Source organism: Streptacidiphilus cavernicola, assembly GCF_042510955.1.
GTDB lineage: Bacteria > Actinomycetota > Actinomycetes > Streptomycetales > Streptomycetaceae > Streptacidiphilus > Streptacidiphilus cavernicola.
Genome location: NZ_JBHFAB010000016.1, coordinates 73,519 through 90,954, shown reverse-complemented (window position 1 = coordinate 90,954; position 17,436 = coordinate 73,519). Strand labels below are relative to the sequence as shown.

General features: G+C 71.4%; 15 protein-coding genes, 1 tRNA gene and 1 riboswitch. Of the genes, 5 read left to right on the top strand and 11 right to left on the bottom strand.

Annotated features, from left to right (window positions below; translation table 11 throughout):
• Positions 1 to 17: 17 nt before the first annotated feature.
• The gene (locus ACEZDE_RS21435; protein ID WP_380538213.1) at positions 18 to 500 is read right to left on the bottom strand and encodes a GNAT family N-acetyltransferase; all 483 of its coding nucleotides are present in this window, start codon (positions 498 to 500) and stop codon (positions 18 to 20) included.
• Between the two features lie 35 nt (positions 501 to 535).
• Positions 536 to 1,513, bottom strand: a complete 978-nt coding sequence (locus tag ACEZDE_RS21430; protein ID WP_380538211.1) for a quinone oxidoreductase family protein — start codon at positions 1,511 to 1,513, stop codon at positions 536 to 538.
• Between the two features lie 110 nt (positions 1,514 to 1,623).
• Between ACEZDE_RS21430 and ACEZDE_RS21425 the strand changes: the two genes are divergently transcribed.
• Positions 1,624 to 1,941: an ArsR/SmtB family transcription factor gene (locus tag ACEZDE_RS21425; RefSeq protein ID WP_380538209.1), complete on the top strand. Its 318-nt coding sequence runs from the start codon at positions 1,624 to 1,626 to the stop codon at positions 1,939 to 1,941.
• Here the strand turns inward: ACEZDE_RS21425 and ACEZDE_RS21420 are convergent.
• Positions 1,929 to 3,701 (bottom strand): bifunctional 3'-5' exonuclease/DNA polymerase, encoded by a 1,773-nt coding sequence (locus ACEZDE_RS21420; RefSeq protein ID WP_380538207.1) that lies wholly within the window; start codon positions 3,699 to 3,701, stop codon positions 1,929 to 1,931. The two genes, ACEZDE_RS21425 and ACEZDE_RS21420, sit on opposite strands and share 13 nt — an antisense overlap.
• Positions 3,702 to 3,888: 187 nt before the next feature.
• Between ACEZDE_RS21420 and ACEZDE_RS21415 the strand changes: the two genes are divergently transcribed.
• The 3 genes from ACEZDE_RS21415 (at position 3,889) to ACEZDE_RS21405 (ending at position 8,468) form a co-directional block, all read left to right on the top strand.
• Entirely contained in the window at positions 3,889 to 4,917 is a 1,029-nt protein-coding gene (locus tag ACEZDE_RS21415; protein ID WP_380538205.1) for a DMT family transporter, read from the top strand.
• A gap of 69 nt (positions 4,918 to 4,986) precedes the next feature.
• Positions 4,987 to 6,690: an aspartate-alanine antiporter gene (gene aspT, locus ACEZDE_RS21410; RefSeq protein WP_380538203.1), complete on the top strand. Its 1,704-nt coding sequence runs from the start codon at positions 4,987 to 4,989 to the stop codon at positions 6,688 to 6,690.
• 74 nt (positions 6,691 to 6,764) lie between these two features.
• Positions 6,765 to 8,468, top strand: coding sequence for a bifunctional aspartate transaminase/aspartate 4-decarboxylase (locus ACEZDE_RS21405; protein ID WP_380538201.1), 1,704 nt, complete (start codon positions 6,765 to 6,767; stop codon positions 8,466 to 8,468).
• A gap of 286 nt (positions 8,469 to 8,754) precedes the next feature.
• Here ACEZDE_RS21405 and ACEZDE_RS21400 read toward each other — a convergent pair whose 3' ends face one another.
• The 6 genes from ACEZDE_RS21400 to ACEZDE_RS21375 form a co-directional block, all read right to left on the bottom strand.
• A complete protein-coding gene (locus tag ACEZDE_RS21400) occupies positions 8,755 to 9,456 on the bottom strand; it encodes a class I SAM-dependent DNA methyltransferase (protein ID WP_380538199.1) in 702 nt (233 codons plus the stop codon).
• A 71-nt stretch (positions 9,457 to 9,527) separates the two neighbouring features.
• On the bottom strand, positions 9,528 to 10,766 hold the full coding sequence (locus ACEZDE_RS21395) for a DNA polymerase III subunit beta family protein (protein ID WP_380538197.1): 1,239 nt from the start codon (positions 10,764 to 10,766) through the stop codon (positions 9,528 to 9,530).
• 69 nt (positions 10,767 to 10,835) lie between these two features.
• Entirely contained in the window at positions 10,836 to 11,513 is a 678-nt protein-coding gene (locus ACEZDE_RS21390; protein ID WP_380538356.1) for a hypothetical protein, read from the bottom strand.
• A 5-nt stretch (positions 11,514 to 11,518) separates the two neighbouring features.
• Entirely contained in the window at positions 11,519 to 11,941 is a 423-nt protein-coding gene (locus ACEZDE_RS21385; protein WP_380538195.1) for an acyl-CoA thioesterase, read from the bottom strand.
• 104 nt (positions 11,942 to 12,045) lie between these two features.
• Entirely contained in the window at positions 12,046 to 13,710 is a 1,665-nt protein-coding gene (gene ettA, locus ACEZDE_RS21380) for an energy-dependent translational throttle protein EttA (protein WP_380538193.1), read from the bottom strand.
• Positions 13,711 to 13,849: 139 nt separating this feature from the next.
• The gene (locus ACEZDE_RS21375; protein ID WP_380538191.1) at positions 13,850 to 14,644 is read right to left on the bottom strand and encodes a single-stranded DNA-binding protein; all 795 of its coding nucleotides are present in this window, start codon (positions 14,642 to 14,644) and stop codon (positions 13,850 to 13,852) included.
• 475 nt (positions 14,645 to 15,119) lie between these two features.
• Here ACEZDE_RS21375 and ACEZDE_RS21370 point away from each other — a divergent pair.
• A tRNA-Arg gene (locus tag ACEZDE_RS21370) sits at positions 15,120 to 15,192 on the top strand.
• Between the two features lie 109 nt (positions 15,193 to 15,301).
• On the opposite strand, the gene ACEZDE_RS21365 is transcribed toward ACEZDE_RS21370, so the two are convergent.
• Positions 15,302 to 15,826 carry a hypothetical protein gene (locus ACEZDE_RS21365; RefSeq protein ID WP_380538189.1) on the bottom strand — a complete coding sequence of 175 codons (525 nt, stop codon included), beginning with the start codon at positions 15,824 to 15,826 and terminating at the stop codon, positions 15,302 to 15,304.
• A 410-nt stretch (positions 15,827 to 16,236) separates the two neighbouring features.
• Positions 16,237 to 16,467 (bottom strand): hypothetical protein, encoded by a 231-nt coding sequence (locus tag ACEZDE_RS21360; RefSeq protein WP_380538187.1) that lies wholly within the window; start codon positions 16,465 to 16,467, stop codon positions 16,237 to 16,239.
• 538 nt (positions 16,468 to 17,005) lie between these two features.
• A riboswitch (M-box (ykoK) riboswitch) is annotated at positions 17,006 to 17,196 on the top strand.
• Positions 17,197 to 17,436: the final 240 nt, after the last annotated feature.

Below are 17,436 nucleotides of genomic sequence, written 5' to 3'. Positions count from 1 at the left end.
CTACGCAAAGTGCCCCCTCACCTGTCGACCCGATATCGGCGCAGCCCGTCCAGGTCGGCGGTGCGGAGAAACCCGGCCCGCAGCAGTACCCGCTGCGACGCGGTGTTGTCCGGCCGGGTCAGCGCGAGCACGCCGCGCACCACGGGGTGGGTGAAGGCGTAGCGGGTGAGCGCGTGCGCGGCCTCGGTGGCCAGGCCGAAGCCGCGGGCCTCCGGCACCAGGTCGTAGCCGATCTCGACCGTGCCGGTGCTGTCCGGCGGCCCGTGGAAGCCGACGCTGCCGATCGCCAGGCCGTCGGCCGGGTGCACCACCACGTACAGGCCCCACGGAGGCCGGTGCCAGCCGACCTCCGCGGCGCGGGTGACGATCCCGGCCATGCCCCGGGTGCCGTCCTCGGGCCCGCCGCCGAGCCAGCTCCAGCCGCCGTCGCCGCCGTGGGCGAGCTGCGCCGCCGCGGTGGCGGAGGCGGGTTCGAGGCGGAGCCGGGGGGTGGAGATCACCCAGGGATTATGCCGCCCCGCCGGGACCGGGCCGCTCAGGGGTTGACGGTGAGCAGCAGCTTGCCGGTGCTGGCGCGGCTCTCGACCAGGCGGTGGGCGTCGGCGGCGTCCGCGAGCGGGAACTCGGCGGTGATCGGCAGGTGCACCCCCTGCGTCGCGGCCAGCGCGAACGCGTCGGTGGTGAGGGCGCGCAGCGCCTGCGGGTCGGCGGCGGCCAGGCCGAGGATGCTGAAGGCGGACACGCTCAGCGCCTTCGGGGCGAGGTCGGCGAAGCCGCTGCTCCAGGCCTCGGCGTTGCTGCTGTTGCCGAAGGCCACGGCGCGGCCGTAGCGGGCCAGCGAGGCCACGCCGCGCCGCCAGGTGTCGCCGCCGACCGAGTCGAGGACCAGGTCCACGCCCCGGCCGCCGGTGGCCTCGGCGAGCTGCCGGTCGAAGTCCTCGCCGACGAACACCTCGTCGTAGCCGTACTTCAGCGCGTATGCGGCCTTGTCGGGGTGGGAGACCACGCCGAAGACCCTGCCCGCCCCGGCCAGCCTGGCGACCTGGCCCAGTGCGGTGCCGACGCCGCCCGCCGCGCCCTGGACCAGCACGCTCTCGCCCGCGCGGAGCCGTCCGGCGTGGTGCACCAGGGCGTAGGCGGTGGGCAGCACCGAGGGCAGTGCGGCGGCGTCGCGCAGTTCCAGGCCGTCCGGGAGGGCGAAGGTCTGTGCGGCCTCGGCCAGGGCCACCTCGGCGTAGCCGCCGCCGGAGAGCAGTGCGACCACCGGCTGCCCGACCTGGAGCCCGGTCACCCCCTCGCCCACGGCCCGGACCAGGCCCGCGGCTTCGAGACCCGGCACGAACGGGAGGCCGCTGACCCGGTAGCCGTTGCTGCGGGCCAGGATCTCGGCGAAGTTGACCCCGGCGTAGCCGGTGCTGATGCTGACCTGCCCGGGACCGGGCAGCGGCTCCGGCAGGTCGCGGAGCTGGAGCACCTCCGGAGTGCCGAACTGTTCGACGACTACTGCGCGCATGGGTGAACCCCCGGCTAGACTGTTCGACGAGATGCGAACACCGATGAGTGTACGCAATCGGTCGAACACTTCACAGGACTTTCGCTCCACCGGACTTTCGGGAGACCGCCATGGGCCAGCGTCCGGCGCCGCAGCACCGGGATCCGCGGGAGGTGCCGATCGAGACGGTGTTCGCCGCGCTGGCCGACCCGGTGCGGCTGGCCATCGTCCGGCAGCTCGCGGACAGCGCGGACTGGTCCCGGGCCTGCGGCAGCTTCGACGTCCCGGTGGGCAAGGCGGGTCTGAGCCACCACTTCTCGGTGCTGCGCGAGGCCGGCCTGGTGGAGCAGCGGGACGCCGGGGCGCGGCGGGTGAACCGGCTGCGGCGGGACGAGATCGAGTCGTGCTTCCCCGGGCTGTGGGCACTGACGCTGCGTCAGTCGTCCTGATCCTCGTCCTCGTCGTCGCTGCCGCCCTTGGCGTCCAGGTAGCTGCTCGCGACATGGGTGTCCAGCGGGAACTGCACCGGGGTGTCGCCGAAGACCAGGCGGCGGGCCTCCTCCCCGGCGTCGGCCACGGCCGCCCTCACCGCGTCGGCGAGCTGGGCCGGGGTGTGCACGATCACCTCGTCGTGCTGGAAGAAGACCAGGCGGGGGCGGTCGCCGTCGGTCGCCACCGGGATCGCGGCAAGTCGGCGGCGCAGCCCGGCGATCAGGGCCAGGGCCCAGTCCGCGGCGCTGGCCTGGATCACGAAGTTGCGGGTGAAGCGCCCCCGGGAGCGGGTGTCCCTGGCGGCGCTGTCGTCCCCGGCGTCGGCGCCGTCCTGCTGCGCGGCGCCCTCGGTGAGGTCGAGCCAGTGCGCCGACGGCGGCGGGCAGACCCGCCCCAGCTGCGAGCGGACCACCCCGCCCGCCTCGCCGGTCCTGGCCGCCGCCTCGACCAGGCCCATCGCCTGCGGGAACCGCCGCTTCAGCACCGCGACCAGCTGGCCGGTCTCGCCGCTGGTCCCCCCGTACATCGCGCCGAGCAGGCCGAGCTTGGCGCGGCCCCGATCGCCCTGGAACGCCTCGGCGGCCAGGCCCGCGTAGAGGTCCCCGGCCGCGCCCGCGCGGATCATGCCGGGGTCGCCGGACATCGCCGCGAGCACCCGCGGCTCCAACTGGCCCGCGTCCGCCACCACCAGCCGCCAGCCGGGGTCGGCGACCACCGCGCCGCGCAGGATCCGCGGGATCTGCAGCGCGCCGCCGCCGCGGCTGGCCCAGCGCCCCGACACCACCCCGCCGACCACGTACTCCGGCCGGAACCGGCCGTCCCGGACCCAGGCCTCGCGCCAGGCCCAGCCGTGCGCGGCGTGGATCCTGGACAGCTCCTTGTAGCGCAGCAGCAGCGGCGCGGCCGGGTGGTCCAGGTCGCGCAGCACCCAGTTGCGGGTGGTGGTCAGGCTGATGCCTTGTTCGGCGAAGGCCCGGATCACCTGGCCGGGGGAGTCCGGGTTCAGCGCCCGCCCCTGGTGCTGTCCGCCCAGCGCCTGCTGCAGCTCGTAGGACAGCGCGGCCAGCTTGGCCGGCTGGGCGCCGCCGCGCGGACGGGAGCCGAGCAGGTCGTAGAGCAGTTCGTCGTGCACCTGGGTGCTCCACGGCAGACCGTCGAACGCCATCTCGGCGGCGATCAGGCCGCCGGCCGACTCCGCCGCGCAGAGCAGCCGGGTGCGGCCCGGCTCGGCGGTGGCCGCGATCCGGCGCAGCTGCTCGGCGTGCACGGCGACCAGGGCGCGCAGCGGGTCGGTGCCCGGCGGCAGCCGGCTGCGGTCCGGGGCGAACAGGGTGTCCTGGTCGGCGTCGGACGCGGCGGAGCCCTCCGGCAGGTCGGGCGGCACCGGGAGGCCGTTCAGCCGGGCCCAGGCCGCGCCGAGCGAGCGCGGGCGGCCGTAGCGGTCCTCCTGGCCGAGCAGCAGCGGCTCAACCAGTTTCACGTCGTGGCAGCGGGCCGGCCGGGAGCCGGGCAGCCGGGGCAGCAGCCGCCCGTACACCTCGTCGGTGGCGGCCCAGACCCAGCGCGGCGACTCGGCCGCCTCCTGTTCGGCCAGGGCTGCGGCCAGGTCGCGGACCCGCACCGGCTCGCCCAGCGGCGAGCCGTCCTCGGCGAGCGGCTGCAAGCGCCCGCCGGGGCCGTCCTGGTCCGCCGCGACCGCGACCCGCCGTTCCGCCACCGCGCTGCCCTCTTCACGTCGTCACGTCGTCTTGTTGCCGTGGGGGCCTATGGGTCGGCCCTGCTGGTCGGTCCTGCGGAACGTACCACCGGGCACTGTCAGCCAGGCGTGCCCGCGGCGCGGCGGGTGGGGTCCGGATGCTGAAAATCCCGGCGGCGGAGCCATGGGCACGTTCAGGATGAGCGGTATGCAGACGACGCAGCCCCGCCCCCGCCTCTGGTTGATCGACCTGCCGGTGCTGGTGGTCGCGGCGATCTGGGGCTCCAGCTACCTCTCCGTCAAGACCATCGCCACCGGACCGACCGTGGTCCCGCTGCTGGTGCTGCGCTTCCTGGTCGCGCTGCTGCCGATGGGGGTGCTGGTGGCGGGTCGGCTACGGCGGCTGAGCCGGCCCGAGGTCCGGGGCGGGATGCTGATCGGGCTGATCCTGGCCACGATCTTCCTGGTCGAGACGGTGGGCGTGGTGCACACCTCGGCCACCAATGCCGGTCTGATCATCAGTCTGACCATGGTGTTCACCCCGCTCCTGGAGAGCGGCCTGGCGCGTACCCGTCCGTCCACGCCCTTCGTCTGCGCCGCCGCGATCTCGGTGCTCGGGGTGGCGCTGCTCACCCAGGGGGCCGGGTTCCAACGCCCGGGGCTCGGCGACCTGCTGGTGTTCTGCGTGGCGGTGATCCGCGCGGTGCACGTGGTGGTGATGCACCGGATGAAGTCCCTCAGGGACACCGAGTCGGGTGCGCTGACCTTCGTCCAACTCGGCACCTGCCTGGTGGTGTTCCTGCTGATCTCGCCGTTCTCCGGCCCGGCGCCCTGGCGGCTGGCGGCCTCGTACGACGCCGGGCAGTGGGTCGACCTGCTCTACCTCGGGCTGGCCTGCACGGTCTTCGCGTTCTTCGTGCAGATGTGGGCGGTGCGGCGGACCTCCCCCTCGCGGGTCAGCCTGCTGCTGGGGACGGAACCGCTGTGGGCGGCGGTGATCGGGGTGGAGATCGGCGGCGACAAGCTGGGCGCGCTCGGCGCGGTGGGCGCGGTGCTGGTCCTGGTCGGCACGACCTGGGGCCGGGCCACGGCCGGGCGGGGCGGCGGGGCGGTTGCCGCGGACGGCGATGGGGGCGTCGGTGCGGGCGGCACCGGGGACGGGACGGGACGGGGGAGGACACCGGGGGCGCCGCCACGGACGCCGCCGCGGCGGTCAATGCGGACATTTAACACATAAGGCCACCTATGGTCGGATCAGGCGCTGAGCATGCGCCGCCCGTCGATCCGGAGAGGGTGGCTGCCGCCCGTGGTGCACTGGCTCACCGACCACATCTTCAAGCCGTACCCCGAACTGCTGATCTTCCTGACGGTGGCCCTGGGCTTCCTGGTCGGCAGACTGCACTGGAAGGCCATCGGCCTCGGCTCGGTCACCGGCTGCCTCATCGTCGGGCTGTTCGCCGGCTGGGCCACCGACGTGACCGTCAACGGCACGGTGAAGTCGGTCTTCTTCATCATGTTCCTGTTCGCCCTGGGTTACAAAGTCGGCCCGCAGTTCTTCCGAGGACTGAAGAAGGACGGGCTGCCGCAGGCCGCCGTCGCCCTTGTGGTCTGCCTCACCGGCCTGGGCGTCTGCTACGGCTTCGCCCGGATGCTCGGCTACGGGACCGGCCTCGGGGCCGGACTCCTCGGCGGGGCGCTCACCCAGTCCGCCGTCATCGGCGTGGCCCAGGACGCCATCGGCAACCTGCCCGGCCTGACCCACGATCAGATCAGCGCCCAGCAGAACCTGGTGCCGGTCGCCTACGCGGTGACCTATCCGCTCGGCACCATCCTCTGCGCCATCCTGCTGGCCAACATCGCGCCGCGGCTGATGAAGAGCGACCTCAAGCGCGACAGCGCGATCCTGGCCAAGGAGCTGGACGTGCCCAGCGGCAACCCCGACCTGGGCGAGGGCTACTACGAGGTGGTGCTGCGGGCCTTCACCGTGGCCGTCCCCGGCATCGTCGGCCGCACCATCGACGACTTCGAGGAGCAGCAGAAGCAGCTCGGCCGCCGGATCTACCTGACCCGGGTGCGCCGGGACGGCGTCCTGCTGGAGCACGACCAGCGGACCGTGATCGCGGACGGCGACGTCCTCGCGGTCAGCGCGCTGCGGCACGACCTGGTCGCGTTCGACCCGGTCAGCCACATCGGCCCGGAGGCGGACGACGTCGACCTGCTCGGCTACCGGACCGAGACGCTGCACGTGGTCGTGTCCGAGCCGGACCAGATCGGCCGGACCGTCGGCGAGCTGCGGGCCGAACCGGCCATGGTCGGCGTCTTCATCGACCGGGTCTACCGCTCCGGGGCGGAGTTCCCGTACCGGCTGAACAGCAGGATCGACCGCGGCGACACCCTGGTGCTCAGCGGGCCCGAACGGCTGGTCGGCCCGGCCGGGCGGGCCCTCGGCAAGCCGGTGCCCACCGGTTTCGCCACCGACATGATCTGGGTCGGGCTCGGCATCTTCGTCGGCGGCTGCATCGGCATCCCTGCGCTGACCCTGGGCGGCGTCCCGGTCAGCCTGTCCACCTCGGGCGGCGCGCTGATCATGGGCCTGGTCTTCGGCTGGATCCGTGGCCGCTACCCGACCTTCGGGAATGTGCCGCCCGGCGCGCAGTGGTTCATGGACACCCTCGGGCTGTGCATGTTCGTGGCCGTGGTCGGCATCAACGCCGGGCCGGGCTTCAGCAGCGGCCTGGCCACGGCCGGGTGGGGGCTGCTGCTGTGGGGCGCGGTGGCGACGGTGGTCCCGCTGGTCGTCGGACTGCTGTTCGGGCACTTCGTGCTGAAGATCCGGACCCCGGTGCTGATGGGCGTGGTGGCGGGATCGCAGACCACGACGGCGGCGATCGGCGCGATCAACGAGGCGGCGGACTCGCAGGTGCCGACCCTCGGCTACACCATCCCCTACGCCGTGGGGAACGTCCTGCTCACCATCTGGGGCGCGATCATCGTCGCGCTGCTCGCCTGACCTCCCGTCAGCTTTCCCCTTCCTCTCCCTCTCCCCTTCCTCTCCTCCTTCTCTTTCCCTCTTTGGAGACCGCAGTGCCCAACACCACCGTGAGCCGCGCGGAGATGCACCGCCTCGCCCAGCTCAGCCCGTTCGAGCTCAAGGGCGAGTTCATCGCCCTCGCCGAGAAGTACCAGGCCGGACAGCCCGCGCAGAAGGGCCGCAGCACCAAGGCGATGCTCAACGCCGGGCGCGGGAACCCCAACTGGATCGCCACCGGACCGCGCGAGGCGTACTTCGCGCTCGGCTCGTTCGCCCTGACCGAGAGCCGCCGGGTGTGGACCGCCGACAACCTCGGCGGCATGCCCGAACTGCACGGCAGCGCCGCCCGCTTCGACGCGTACGCCGCCGCGCACCCCGAGCTGCCCGGGATCGCCCTGCTCAAGGACTGCGTCGAGTTGGCCGCCACCCGCTTCGGCTTCGACCGCGACGCCTGGGTGCACGAGCTGACCGACGGCATCATCGGCGACAACTACCCGGTACCGGACCGGATGCTGGAGCACGGCGAGCAGGTGGTCCGCGGCTACCTGCAGGAGGAGCTGATGGCCTCCCGGCCGCCGACCGGGTCCGGGCTCGACCTGTTCGCGACCGAGGGCGGCACCGCCGCCATGTGCTACATCTTCGACTCGCTGATGAAGAACGGGGTGCTGAAGAAGGGCGACCGGATCGCCCTGATGGTGCCGGTGTTCACCCCCTACATCGAGATCCCGGAGCTCGACACCTACGAGTTCGACGTGGTCAGGGTCGAGGCGTCCAGCTTCACCGAGACCGGGGTGCGCGGCTGGCGCTACCCGGAGGAGGAGATCGCCAAGCTGGCGGACCCGTCGGTCCGGCTGCTCTGCCTGGTCAACCCGAGCAACCCGCCGTCGCTGGCGCTGTCCGGGCGGGTGGTCGAGCAGATCAAGGGCATCGTCGAGAGCAGCAACCCGAACCTGCTGATCGTCACCGACGACGTCTACGGGACGTTCGTCGACGGCTTCCGCACCATCGCCGCCGAACTGCCGCGGAACACCCTGCTGGTCTACTCCTACTCCAAGCACTACGGCTGCACCGGGCACCGCCTCGGGGTGATCGGTCTGCACCAGGACAATGTGATCGACGATCAGATCGCCGCGCTGCCGGAGAGCGAGCGGGAACGGCTGCGCAAGCGCTACGGGACGCTCAAGCTGGAGCCGGACAGCATCCGCTTCATCGACCGGCTGGTCGCCGACTCGCGCCAGGTCGCGCTGAATCACACGGCCGGGCTGAGCCTGCCGCAGCAGGTGCAGATGCAGCTGTTCTCGCTGTTCGCGCTGCTGCCTGAGGGCAAGGAGTACAAGGCCAAGGTGCAGTCGGTGGTCCGTCAGCGGCTGGACCTGCTGCTGGAGGGCTCCGGGATGCGTATCGCGGAGGACCCGCGGCGGGCCGGCTACTACATCGAACTGGACCTGCTGGCCGAGGCCGAGCGGGTCGCGGGCAAGGGCTTCGCGGACTACCTGCAGGCGACGTACGAGCCGGTGGAACCGCTGTTCCGGCTGGCCGAGCAGACCGGCGTGGTGCTGCTGAACGGCGGCGGGTTCGACGGGCCGGAGTGGTCGGTGCGGGTGTCGCTGGCGAACCTGGACGACCTGGACTACCTGAAGATCGGACACCACCTGAAGGAGATCTTCGCGGACTACCAGGAGGAGTGGCGCGCGGCGGGGGCGGTGGGCGCGAACGGCGCGAACGGCACGTCGGGAGCGGTCGGCGCGGCGGGCTGACCTGGAGGGACGGGGCCTGGGCGGGGCCCGCGTAGGGCCCGCACGGGGAGGTGCCGCAGGACGCCGGTTGGCGCCTGCAGCACCTCTGGCGCTCTGAGGCACTTCGCGGTAGGCCGGGGCGTCGGGGTACGACGGGGTGCCCGGGGGCGTCGCTGGTTGCCCCCGGGTGACTTTGGATGCTCGCGGATTTTTTGACGGCGGCTCGGAGACGGCGGCTCTGGGACGGCCTGCTGGAAGACGCCGTCATGGGGGACGGCGTCGCGGGGGGCCAGCGTCGCGCGGGGCGTCAGCCTCGGCGTCGCCAGACCAACGCCGCCGAGACCGGGAGGTTCCGGTGCTGCTCCCACTTCGGCTTCAGGGTGATCCAGCGGTCGTCCACCAGTCCCTCGCGCATCTCCACCAGCTCCCACCCGGCCCGCAGCCCCGCCGTGACGTTCTCGCTGATCAAGTGGACGTACGTGCTGATGGCGATGTGCTCCCCGGCCGCGTTGGTGAAGTGCGTGGGCATCCCGGTGGCCAGGATGAACTGCGGGTGGAACGACACCTGGACATACAGCCCACCCACCGCGGCCAGCCGCCAGGCCTCCCGGTACAGCGGCAGCAGCTCCGGCAGGTGCTCGTCCACCAGCGACGAGATCACCAGGTCATAGGCCCCGGCCGACAGGCCGGTGTCCCTGACGTCACCGGTCACCAGGCGGTCGTGGACGCCGCGGGCGCGGGCCACGGCCAGCATCTCGGGCGTGAGGTCCACCCCGTCCACGGCCGGGACCCCGCGTCCGCGCAGCCAGGCGGCGGTGCGCCCGGTCCCGCAGCCGAGGTCGGCGGCCCGGTTGACGGTGTGCCACTCGGGGACGGTGAGGGCTTCCAGGAGGGCGAGGTCCATGATGTCCTCGACGGTGTCCTCGTACGTTCCCGCCCAGTGGCCGTATCCGGTGGCGACATCCACCATCGGGTAGCCGCGTCTGTCCACGTCCGAGAAATTCACCATGCGGTGATTCTGGGCGAAGGACAGACGCGACGCGAACCGATTTTCGCCCGCTGGCCAGGTGTGGCTACCGCCTACTGCTCCACACTGTCGAGACGTACCGGCATCAGCAGGGAGAAGCTGTGCTCGTCCTCTCCCTCCACCGCCTCCACCGCCACACGGCGGATGGCCAGCGGAGTGAGCGGACTGCCCAACTCCAGGACCAGCCGATCCCTGGCGGCAGCGGCGAGGGCGTCGAGCAGGAACGCGCGGTTGACACCGACACGGTCACCGACGGTTCCTGTCGCTGCCGCCTTGGCTTCCGCGCCTCCATCCGTCCCCGCGTCTGCGCGGCCCTCGCTGTCGTCCCCGACCACGGTCAGCGAGCCGTCGGCGGTGATCGCCAGCAGTGAGACCGCCACGTCCGCGCCGCCCTCGCCGTGCGGCGAACTGTGGGTCGGCCCGTTGGTCAGTGCCTCGCGCAACGCGGCAACGTCCACATCGACCCGGCGACCTGACGGGAGCCGGGTGAGCCTGCGGTAGTCAGGGAAGTCGTGGTCCAAGCAGACGCCGGACGCCTGGCCGGCGTCGGCCCGCAGCGAGACCCGGTCCCCGTCCAGGGTCAGCACTGCCTCACCGGTCGAGGTCAGCAGCGCCCGCATCGCGTCGACCAGCGCGACCGGGACGATGACCTGCCGCGATGCGGTGCCCGCGGCTGCCGCGTCCGCGCTGTCGAGCCGCGGCTGGGGCAGGGCGAGGCGTGCCACGGCGAGGCGGTAGCGGTCGGTGGCGACCAGCCGCAGCGCCTGCTCGTCCGCGTCGACATCGAGGTGGACCCCGCCGAGCATCGGCAGTTCGGGGTCGGTGCTGACCGCGAACCGGACCGTGTCCAGCGCGGCGGCCAACTCGGGCGCGGGCAGCGTCAACTGCAGGGTGGTGTCGTCATCGGTGCTGTCGGTGTGCGGGGTGCTGTTCAACGGGTGCTCCCTGAGCGCGAGTAGGTCTCGGACAGCGGAGAGCTCGCGGCGTGCCTCGTCGAGGCTGCCTTTCAGTCGCAGCAGGTGCGCGTCCAGCAGCGCGCCGACCAGCGCGGCGTCCTGGCTGGACCAGCCGGCCAGGACCAGGCGGATGTCCGCCAGCGGCATGCTGACCCGGCGCAGCCGGGTGAGCAGCCGTGCCTCCTGCCGCTGGCCCGGCCCGTACCAGCGGTAGCCGCTGGCCGGGTCGACCCACTCGGGGACGAGCACGCCCGCCCCGTCGTAGAACCGCAGGGCGCTGACCGTCAGCCCGCTGTCACGGGCCATCTCGCCGATGCTGTACATCTTGCTCTCCACGCCCTGGACTCTCCGGCCTCAACCAGGTCGAGGGTCAAGGAACAGGCTTCCCTCGCTGGTCAGCGCGTGTCAGCGGGTAGGGGTCAGGCCCAGGCCGGAGCCGATGGCCGGGGCGCGGCGGATGATCACAGAACCGCGCGGGGCGGTGAGCCGCAGCCAGGCCGGATGCCGGTGCAGGGCGACCGTCTCGGACTGCTGGAGCAGGCCGACCAGGTGTGCTGCGTGCAGGGCGCGCAGGGTCAGCCCGCTGGGGTGCACCTGCCGGGACCAGATGGCCTCGGCCAGGCCGTCCGGGTCGGCGCTCTCGTGCCGGAACTCGGTCACCGCCGCCCGCACCGCCGCGCCCAGCGGGGCGGTGGGCAGGTCGGCGACGTGCTCCCACGGGGTACGCGGCGGCAGCAGCCCGGCCCAGGCCGGGCCGGTGATCGGCTCGGGCAGGGGTACGGCTGCCGCGTCCCCCGCGGCTGGACCGGCGTCGATCCCGTCCAGCAACTGCCCGGCCGAGACCGTCAGATCGAGCTCGCCCGGCTGCTCCTCGGGCGTCCGGCCCGGCCCGCCGACGGCCAGGGCCGCGGTCCGGATCACCAGCGGGCCGCTCTCGCCCAGCGGCAGCCGGGCGAACACCGCCAGCGCGTTGTTCGCCGTCCGCAGCCGTACGGCGGCGGCTTTGTCGTAGCGCAGCAGCCTGCCCAGGAAGGCGCCGAGGTCGGCGGCTTCCCTGGGGTCCGCGAGCTGCAGTGCGGTCATCGTGGTCACGCAGCCACCGGGACGGCTTCCAGGTACTCGGCCAGGAACGCCCGCTCGCCGGCGGTCAGCCGACGCGGCCGGGCCGCCGCCAGGTCGTAGGGGACCACGACGGTGGACGCCCGGACGTAGAGCGTCTCCGCGTCCTTGACCTCGTAGGACACCGTGAAGGAGGCGTGCCCGAGACGGGTCAGCCAGGTCTCGATCATGATCGGCTCGGGCCGATAGACCAGCGGCTTGAGGTAGTCGATCTCGTGGCGGGCCACGACGGAGCCCTCGGAGAACGCCTTCTCGCCGACCTCGCCGGCCGTGGTGAAGGTGAAGTCGATCCGCGCCTCCTCGAGGTAGCGCAGAAAGACCACGTTGTTGACATGCCCGAACGCGTCCATGTCGGACCAGCGGAGGGGACAGGCGTAGAGGTGGCGGGACACGGGAGGTCTCCAGATGCGGGGAGCCGGGGCGGGCTTGCGGGGAATGAACGGGGACGTTGTCCGCAAGCCTGCCCCGACGGTGTTGCGGGCAGGTGTCGCAGTGGTCAGCCGCGCGTGAGCTTCTTGTACGTCGCACGGTGCGGACGGGCCGCATCGGCGCCGAGACGCTCGATCTTGTTCTTCTCGTAGGACTCGAAGTTGCCTTCGAACCAGTACCACTTGGAGTCGCCCTCGTAGGCGAGGATGTGCGTGGTGACCCTGTCAAGGAACCACCGGTCGTGGGAGATGACCACGGCGCAGCCGGGGAACTCCAGCAGCGCGTTCTCCAGCGAACCGAGGGTCTCGACGTCCAGGTCGTTGGTGGGCTCGTCGAGGAGCAGCAGGTTGCCGCCCTCCTTCAGCGTCAGCGCCAGGTTGAGGCGGTTGCGCTCGCCGCCGGAGAGGATCCCGGCGGGCTTCTGCTGGTCCGGGCCCTTGAAGCCGAAGGCCGAGACGTAGGCGCGGGACGGCATCTCGACCTGGCCGACGTTGATGTAGTCCAGTTCGTCGGAGACGACGGCCCACAGCGTCTTCTTGGGGTCGATGTTGGCGCGGGACTGGTCGACGTACGAGACCTTGACGGTGTCGCCGATGCGGACCGTGCCGGAGTCGGGCTGCTCCAGACCGAGCAGCATCTTGAAGAGGGTGGTCTTGCCGGCGCCGTTGGGGCCGATCACGCCGACGATGCCGTTGCGGGGGAGCGTGAAGCTCAGGTCGTCGACCAGGAGCTTGTCACCGAAGGACTTGGAGAGGTTGGTGACCTCGACCACGATCTGGCCCAGACGCGGGCCCGGCGGGATCTGGATCTCCTCGAAGTCCAGCTTCCGCATCTTGTCGGCCTCGGCCGCCATCTCCTCGTACCGGGCGAGTCGGGCCTTGGACTTGACCTGGCGGCCCTTGGCGTTGGAGCGGACCCACTCCAGCTCCTCCTTGAGGCGCTTGGCGCGCTTCGCGTCCTTCTGGCCCTCGACCTTGAGACGGGTCGCCTTGGTGTCCAGGTAGGTGGAGTAGTTGCCCTCGTAGGCCAGGGCGCGACCGCGGTCGAGTTCCAGGATCCACTGGGCCACGTTGTCCAGGAAGTACCGGTCGTGGGTGACCGCGACGACGGTGCCGGCGTACTTGGCGAGGTGCTGCTCCAGCCAGTTGACCGACTCGGCGTCCAGGTGGTTGGTGGGCTCGTCGAGCAGCAGCAGGTCCGGAGCCTCCAGCAGCAGCTTGCAGAGCGCGACGCGGCGCTTCTCACCGCCGGAGAGGGTGGTCACCGGCCAGTCGCCGGGAGGGCAGCCCAGGGCGTCCATGGCCTGTTCGAGCTGGGCGTCCAGGTCCCAGGCGTTGGCGTGGTCCAACTCCTCCTGGAGCGTGCCCATCTCGTCCAGCAGGGCGTCCGAGTAATCGGTGGCCATCAGTTCGGCGATCTCGTTGAAGCGGTTGAGCTTCCCCTTGACCTCCTTGACCCCGTCCTCGACGTTCTCCAGGACCGTCTTGGTCTCGTCGAGCGGGGGCTCCTGCAGCAGCATGCCGACGGTGTAGCCGGGGGTCAGGAACGCCTCGCCGTTGGAGGGCTGCTCAAGACCGGCCATGATCTTCAGCACGGTCGACTTGCCCGCGCCGTTGGGGCCCACGACGCCGATCTTCGCGCCAGGCAGGAAGCTCAACGTCACGTCGTCAAGGATGACCTTGTCGCCGTGCGCCTTCCGGGTCTTGCGCATGGTGTAGATGTACTCAGCCAAGAGGAACCGTCCGGCGTCGTAGGTGGTGTGGGTTACAGCCTTCCATTGTGCCGCACCGGGGCCCGGCGCCCGAATCCCGGTGCTGCGGGAGCGGGCGGGGACGGGGCGGGCACGGGTGGGGGTGGCGCGGGTACGGGGGTCAGCCGCTCCGCTCCGGTCCGGTGCCTGTGGTGGCGGGTGTGTCCCCGTCCCGGGGTGGGACCTGCCGGCGGACGCCGGGACCGCCCAGGGGATCGTCCGCCCGGACTTCCGCACAGCCGGCCCCGGCCCCGACCAGGACAGGCACCGGGACGGGCAGTGGGTCGGGCACCGGGACTGTGGCGGAAGCCGCTGCGGAGGCCGGTGCGGAACCCTGCGCGGGGACCGACTCGGCGGCCACCACCGGCACCGACGCTGGCACGGGCGCTGACGCCGGCGCCCCTTCGCCTCCCTCGCGTTCGCTGCGATCACGGCCGTCGTTCCGGCCGTCGCCGCCGGTCATCTCGCCCATGACACCGACCGGCCGGTCCGGCCTCGTCCCGTCGTCCACCGCGCGGGAGGCCGCTCGGCTCACCAGCTCAGGACGGCCCCGTGAAGCACGCCGGAAGGCGGAGGTACCCCGGGAGAGGTCGTGCCCGATCGCCGTTGCCTCGATCTCCGCCGCGACGCCCCGCGGGCTTCCCTCGCCGTTGTCCCACTCCCTGACCCGCATCCGCCCGGTCACCAGGAGGGGATCGCCCCGGCCCACCGAGCCGAGGACGTTCTCGGCGAGCCAGCGCCAGGACCAGACGGTGAAGAAGCTGGTTTCCCCCTCCACCCACATCTGCCGCTGCCGGTCGAACCTCCGGTCGGTCGCCGCCAGCCGGAAGCTCGCGACCGGCACCCCGCCGGCCGTGGTGGCGTACCGCACCTCGGAGATCACATGGCCGACCAGCGTCACCATCGTGCCGTTCATAGCCCAGCCCCCACATTCCGTTCCCCGGAGGGAACATCCCGTCGCTCCCGGCGGGTGGCGCCGGGGTCTGGAATCAGCCTGGAGCACCACAACGACCACGTACGACGCAGAGCCCCCAGCTGTGGACAAACCCGACCCTGTGCACAACTCCGCCACCCGATCGGGTGTAATTCCGGACGCGGAGTCCCATTTCAGGGCAGGTGCCGGGCTTTCGCAATTTGACTGCTCTCGGACATGTTCGCGAGCCTGGCCGAAACCATAACGGCTGAGGCAGCAGCGCCGTAACGAGTGGACAACAGCCCGCCATCCAAGCCCTCGCATCGCTGCGCCCACGGACCCTACCTGCGATTATCAGACCGCTCCATCAGGGAATAGGTCAGTGTCATCCCTGTCGGCGCACCCGGTACAGAGCCAGCCCACGCTTATCCTGTCCCTCGACAGGACCCAGCTCCGGCACCAGCAGGCACCCTGTCCCGCCCCCGTAGCTCAGCGGATAGAGCAGGTGCCTTCTAAGCACTTGGCCGCAGGTTCGAGTCCTGCCGGGGGCACGCAACGACGAACCCCGCACATGACCATCCTGTGCGGGGTTTTCGCACGTCGGAGGCCCTTTGGCGGTCCCGACCGGGTAGTTGGGATGATTCCGATGATGTTCGGATATCACTGGCGTTGATCGGGTGCCTGTGCCTGAGCCCTGCCTGAGTCGGGCACGGGCCCCAGTGCCGCCACGGCCGCATCAAGGGCCTTCTTGATGTCGTCGTCCTCGCCGTCGATGCAGCGGGCGTAGATCTCCAGCAGCACCGCAACGCTGTTGCCCGCCCAGGCGGCGGCCTTGGCCGGCGGCACCCGTCGGTTCAACCACTCCGTCAGGCACAAGTGGCGGAGGTCGTAAACCTGCTGAGCCACCGGCGACTTGTACTCGGCCTCGCTGAGCGCCTCCTTGCGGGCACGATCCCAGGTTCGCCGGTAGACCGATCCGGTGAGCACGCCGCCCTTCTCTCCCTGGAACAGGAGATCACCCGGCTTCAGGCCTTCCCGCTTGATGTGGTCCCGGAGAATCGCCGTCAACTCCGGGCAGCACGGCACCGGCCGGGTCACCCCCTCATCGCGTCCCTTGAGATGGCGCTTGTCGTGGATCTCGCCGGAGTCGGTCCACTGCTTTCCGGGCGTCGCGGTGTGGACCAACAGCTCCCCAGCCACTCTCGGGCAGGTCCGCGTCCCATACACGTAGCGCGACGCACTCCTCGGGGCGAGGCCCCGCGTAGCGAATGGTGGCGAAGAAGGCGTGCAGGCGTGGGCCCCCGCGGCGTCGGGCACGCACCCAGCCGAGCACCCGTCTCTGCTGGTCCGGGTTCATCAGCACCCGCTTGTCGATAGCGCGGAGGTTCTTCCCGGAGGTTCCGCGCTTGACTGGCGGCAGGGGATTCTCCTGGAGTACTCCCCGCTGCATGGCGAAGTCGATCGCATTACCGAGAATCCGGCAGCTGCGCTTTTTCGAGGAACTGGCCACGGGTTTTCCATCAAGCTTCCGCGTAATGGCGTCCAGCACGTCAGAGACGGTTGCGGGTTTCTCCCAGGTTGTCATCGGTCGACTTTCACGGCGTGACGCCTTCGGGCGGGATTCCGGGGACGGCCCATTTGGGTTCGGAGAAGACGGTGCCCATGAGCTGGTCGGCGGTCCACAGCGACCGGAACCGCGGCCCGGCGGCCTGGTCGCCGCCGGGGGTGACGACCCGCAGCGGTGGCACGGGTCCGTGGTCGTCCTGCGGCGGGTGGACGTCCGTGGGCCAGGGGTCGTGGGTGGTCGGCCGTGGTTCGGTGGTCATGCCGGATGCCCCAGGGCGTCGGCGATGCCGTTGTTGACGGCGCGGTGGGCGTAGGGGCGGGGGACGCCGACGCTGGTGGCGGCAGTGGTGAGCTGGTCGGCGAGGCTGGTCAGGTCGCAGGGGCCGGGGCAGTGGGTGTGCTGGGCAGCGAGGAACCGGGCTACGCCGTAGGTCTGCGAGGCGGCCCCGGATTCCTGTGGGCTCGGATCATCGCCAGTCCTCGTTCGAGGCCGGTGCAGGCGGGGCAGTTTCCGAGGGGCAGTTTCCCTGCCCGCAGCGGCAGCACGGGCAGGTGGAGGGTGCGGGCGAGGTGCAGGGCGGTGGTGAGCGGATCGGGCGCGGGGGGCTCCGTTCGTGCAGGGGTGGTTGGTGCGGCCGGGCGGGCGATCCGGATGCCGGGCTTTGTGCCCTGCGGGGCTGCTCCGGCGGGCTCCGGGCGCTTCGGGCTTCCGGGTGAGAAGGGGGTAAGGGTGCAGGCCGGGTGGTGAAAAGGGTTCGGGGGTGCTGGTGCGGAGGGCTACACTTACAGCGAATTTATGAGACACCTCGTTCGGTGAGGCGTCTTCACGGACACAGGCCACTGATCCCACCCGTCGAGAGACGCTCCGGATCAGGACACCTCTTCCCGACCTAAGGGTTGAGGCCAAGTGGCTGCGCAGACGGGCCGGTTTACACAGGCGCCCGCGCTACGCCGTGGAGTGCCAAAGCTCTGACGAGTTGGGGTGTGCCGGGACCTTCTTCGAGGCTTGGCGTTCCCCCTGCCGCACGGCGCCTAGGAGCGCCACGACCGGAGGGAGGCGAGAGACATGGATTGCAGTTGCAGTAGTCCGGGCCACAAACGGCCCCAGCACCCATGCCTGACCTTGTCTTCTTCCGGCATGCGGTAACCACCTTCCCCGATCCGCCCGTACGCACGGCGTTCGGCCTGTGCTGCCCAGGTGGCGGCAGGGCATGGGATTGTGATGGCCG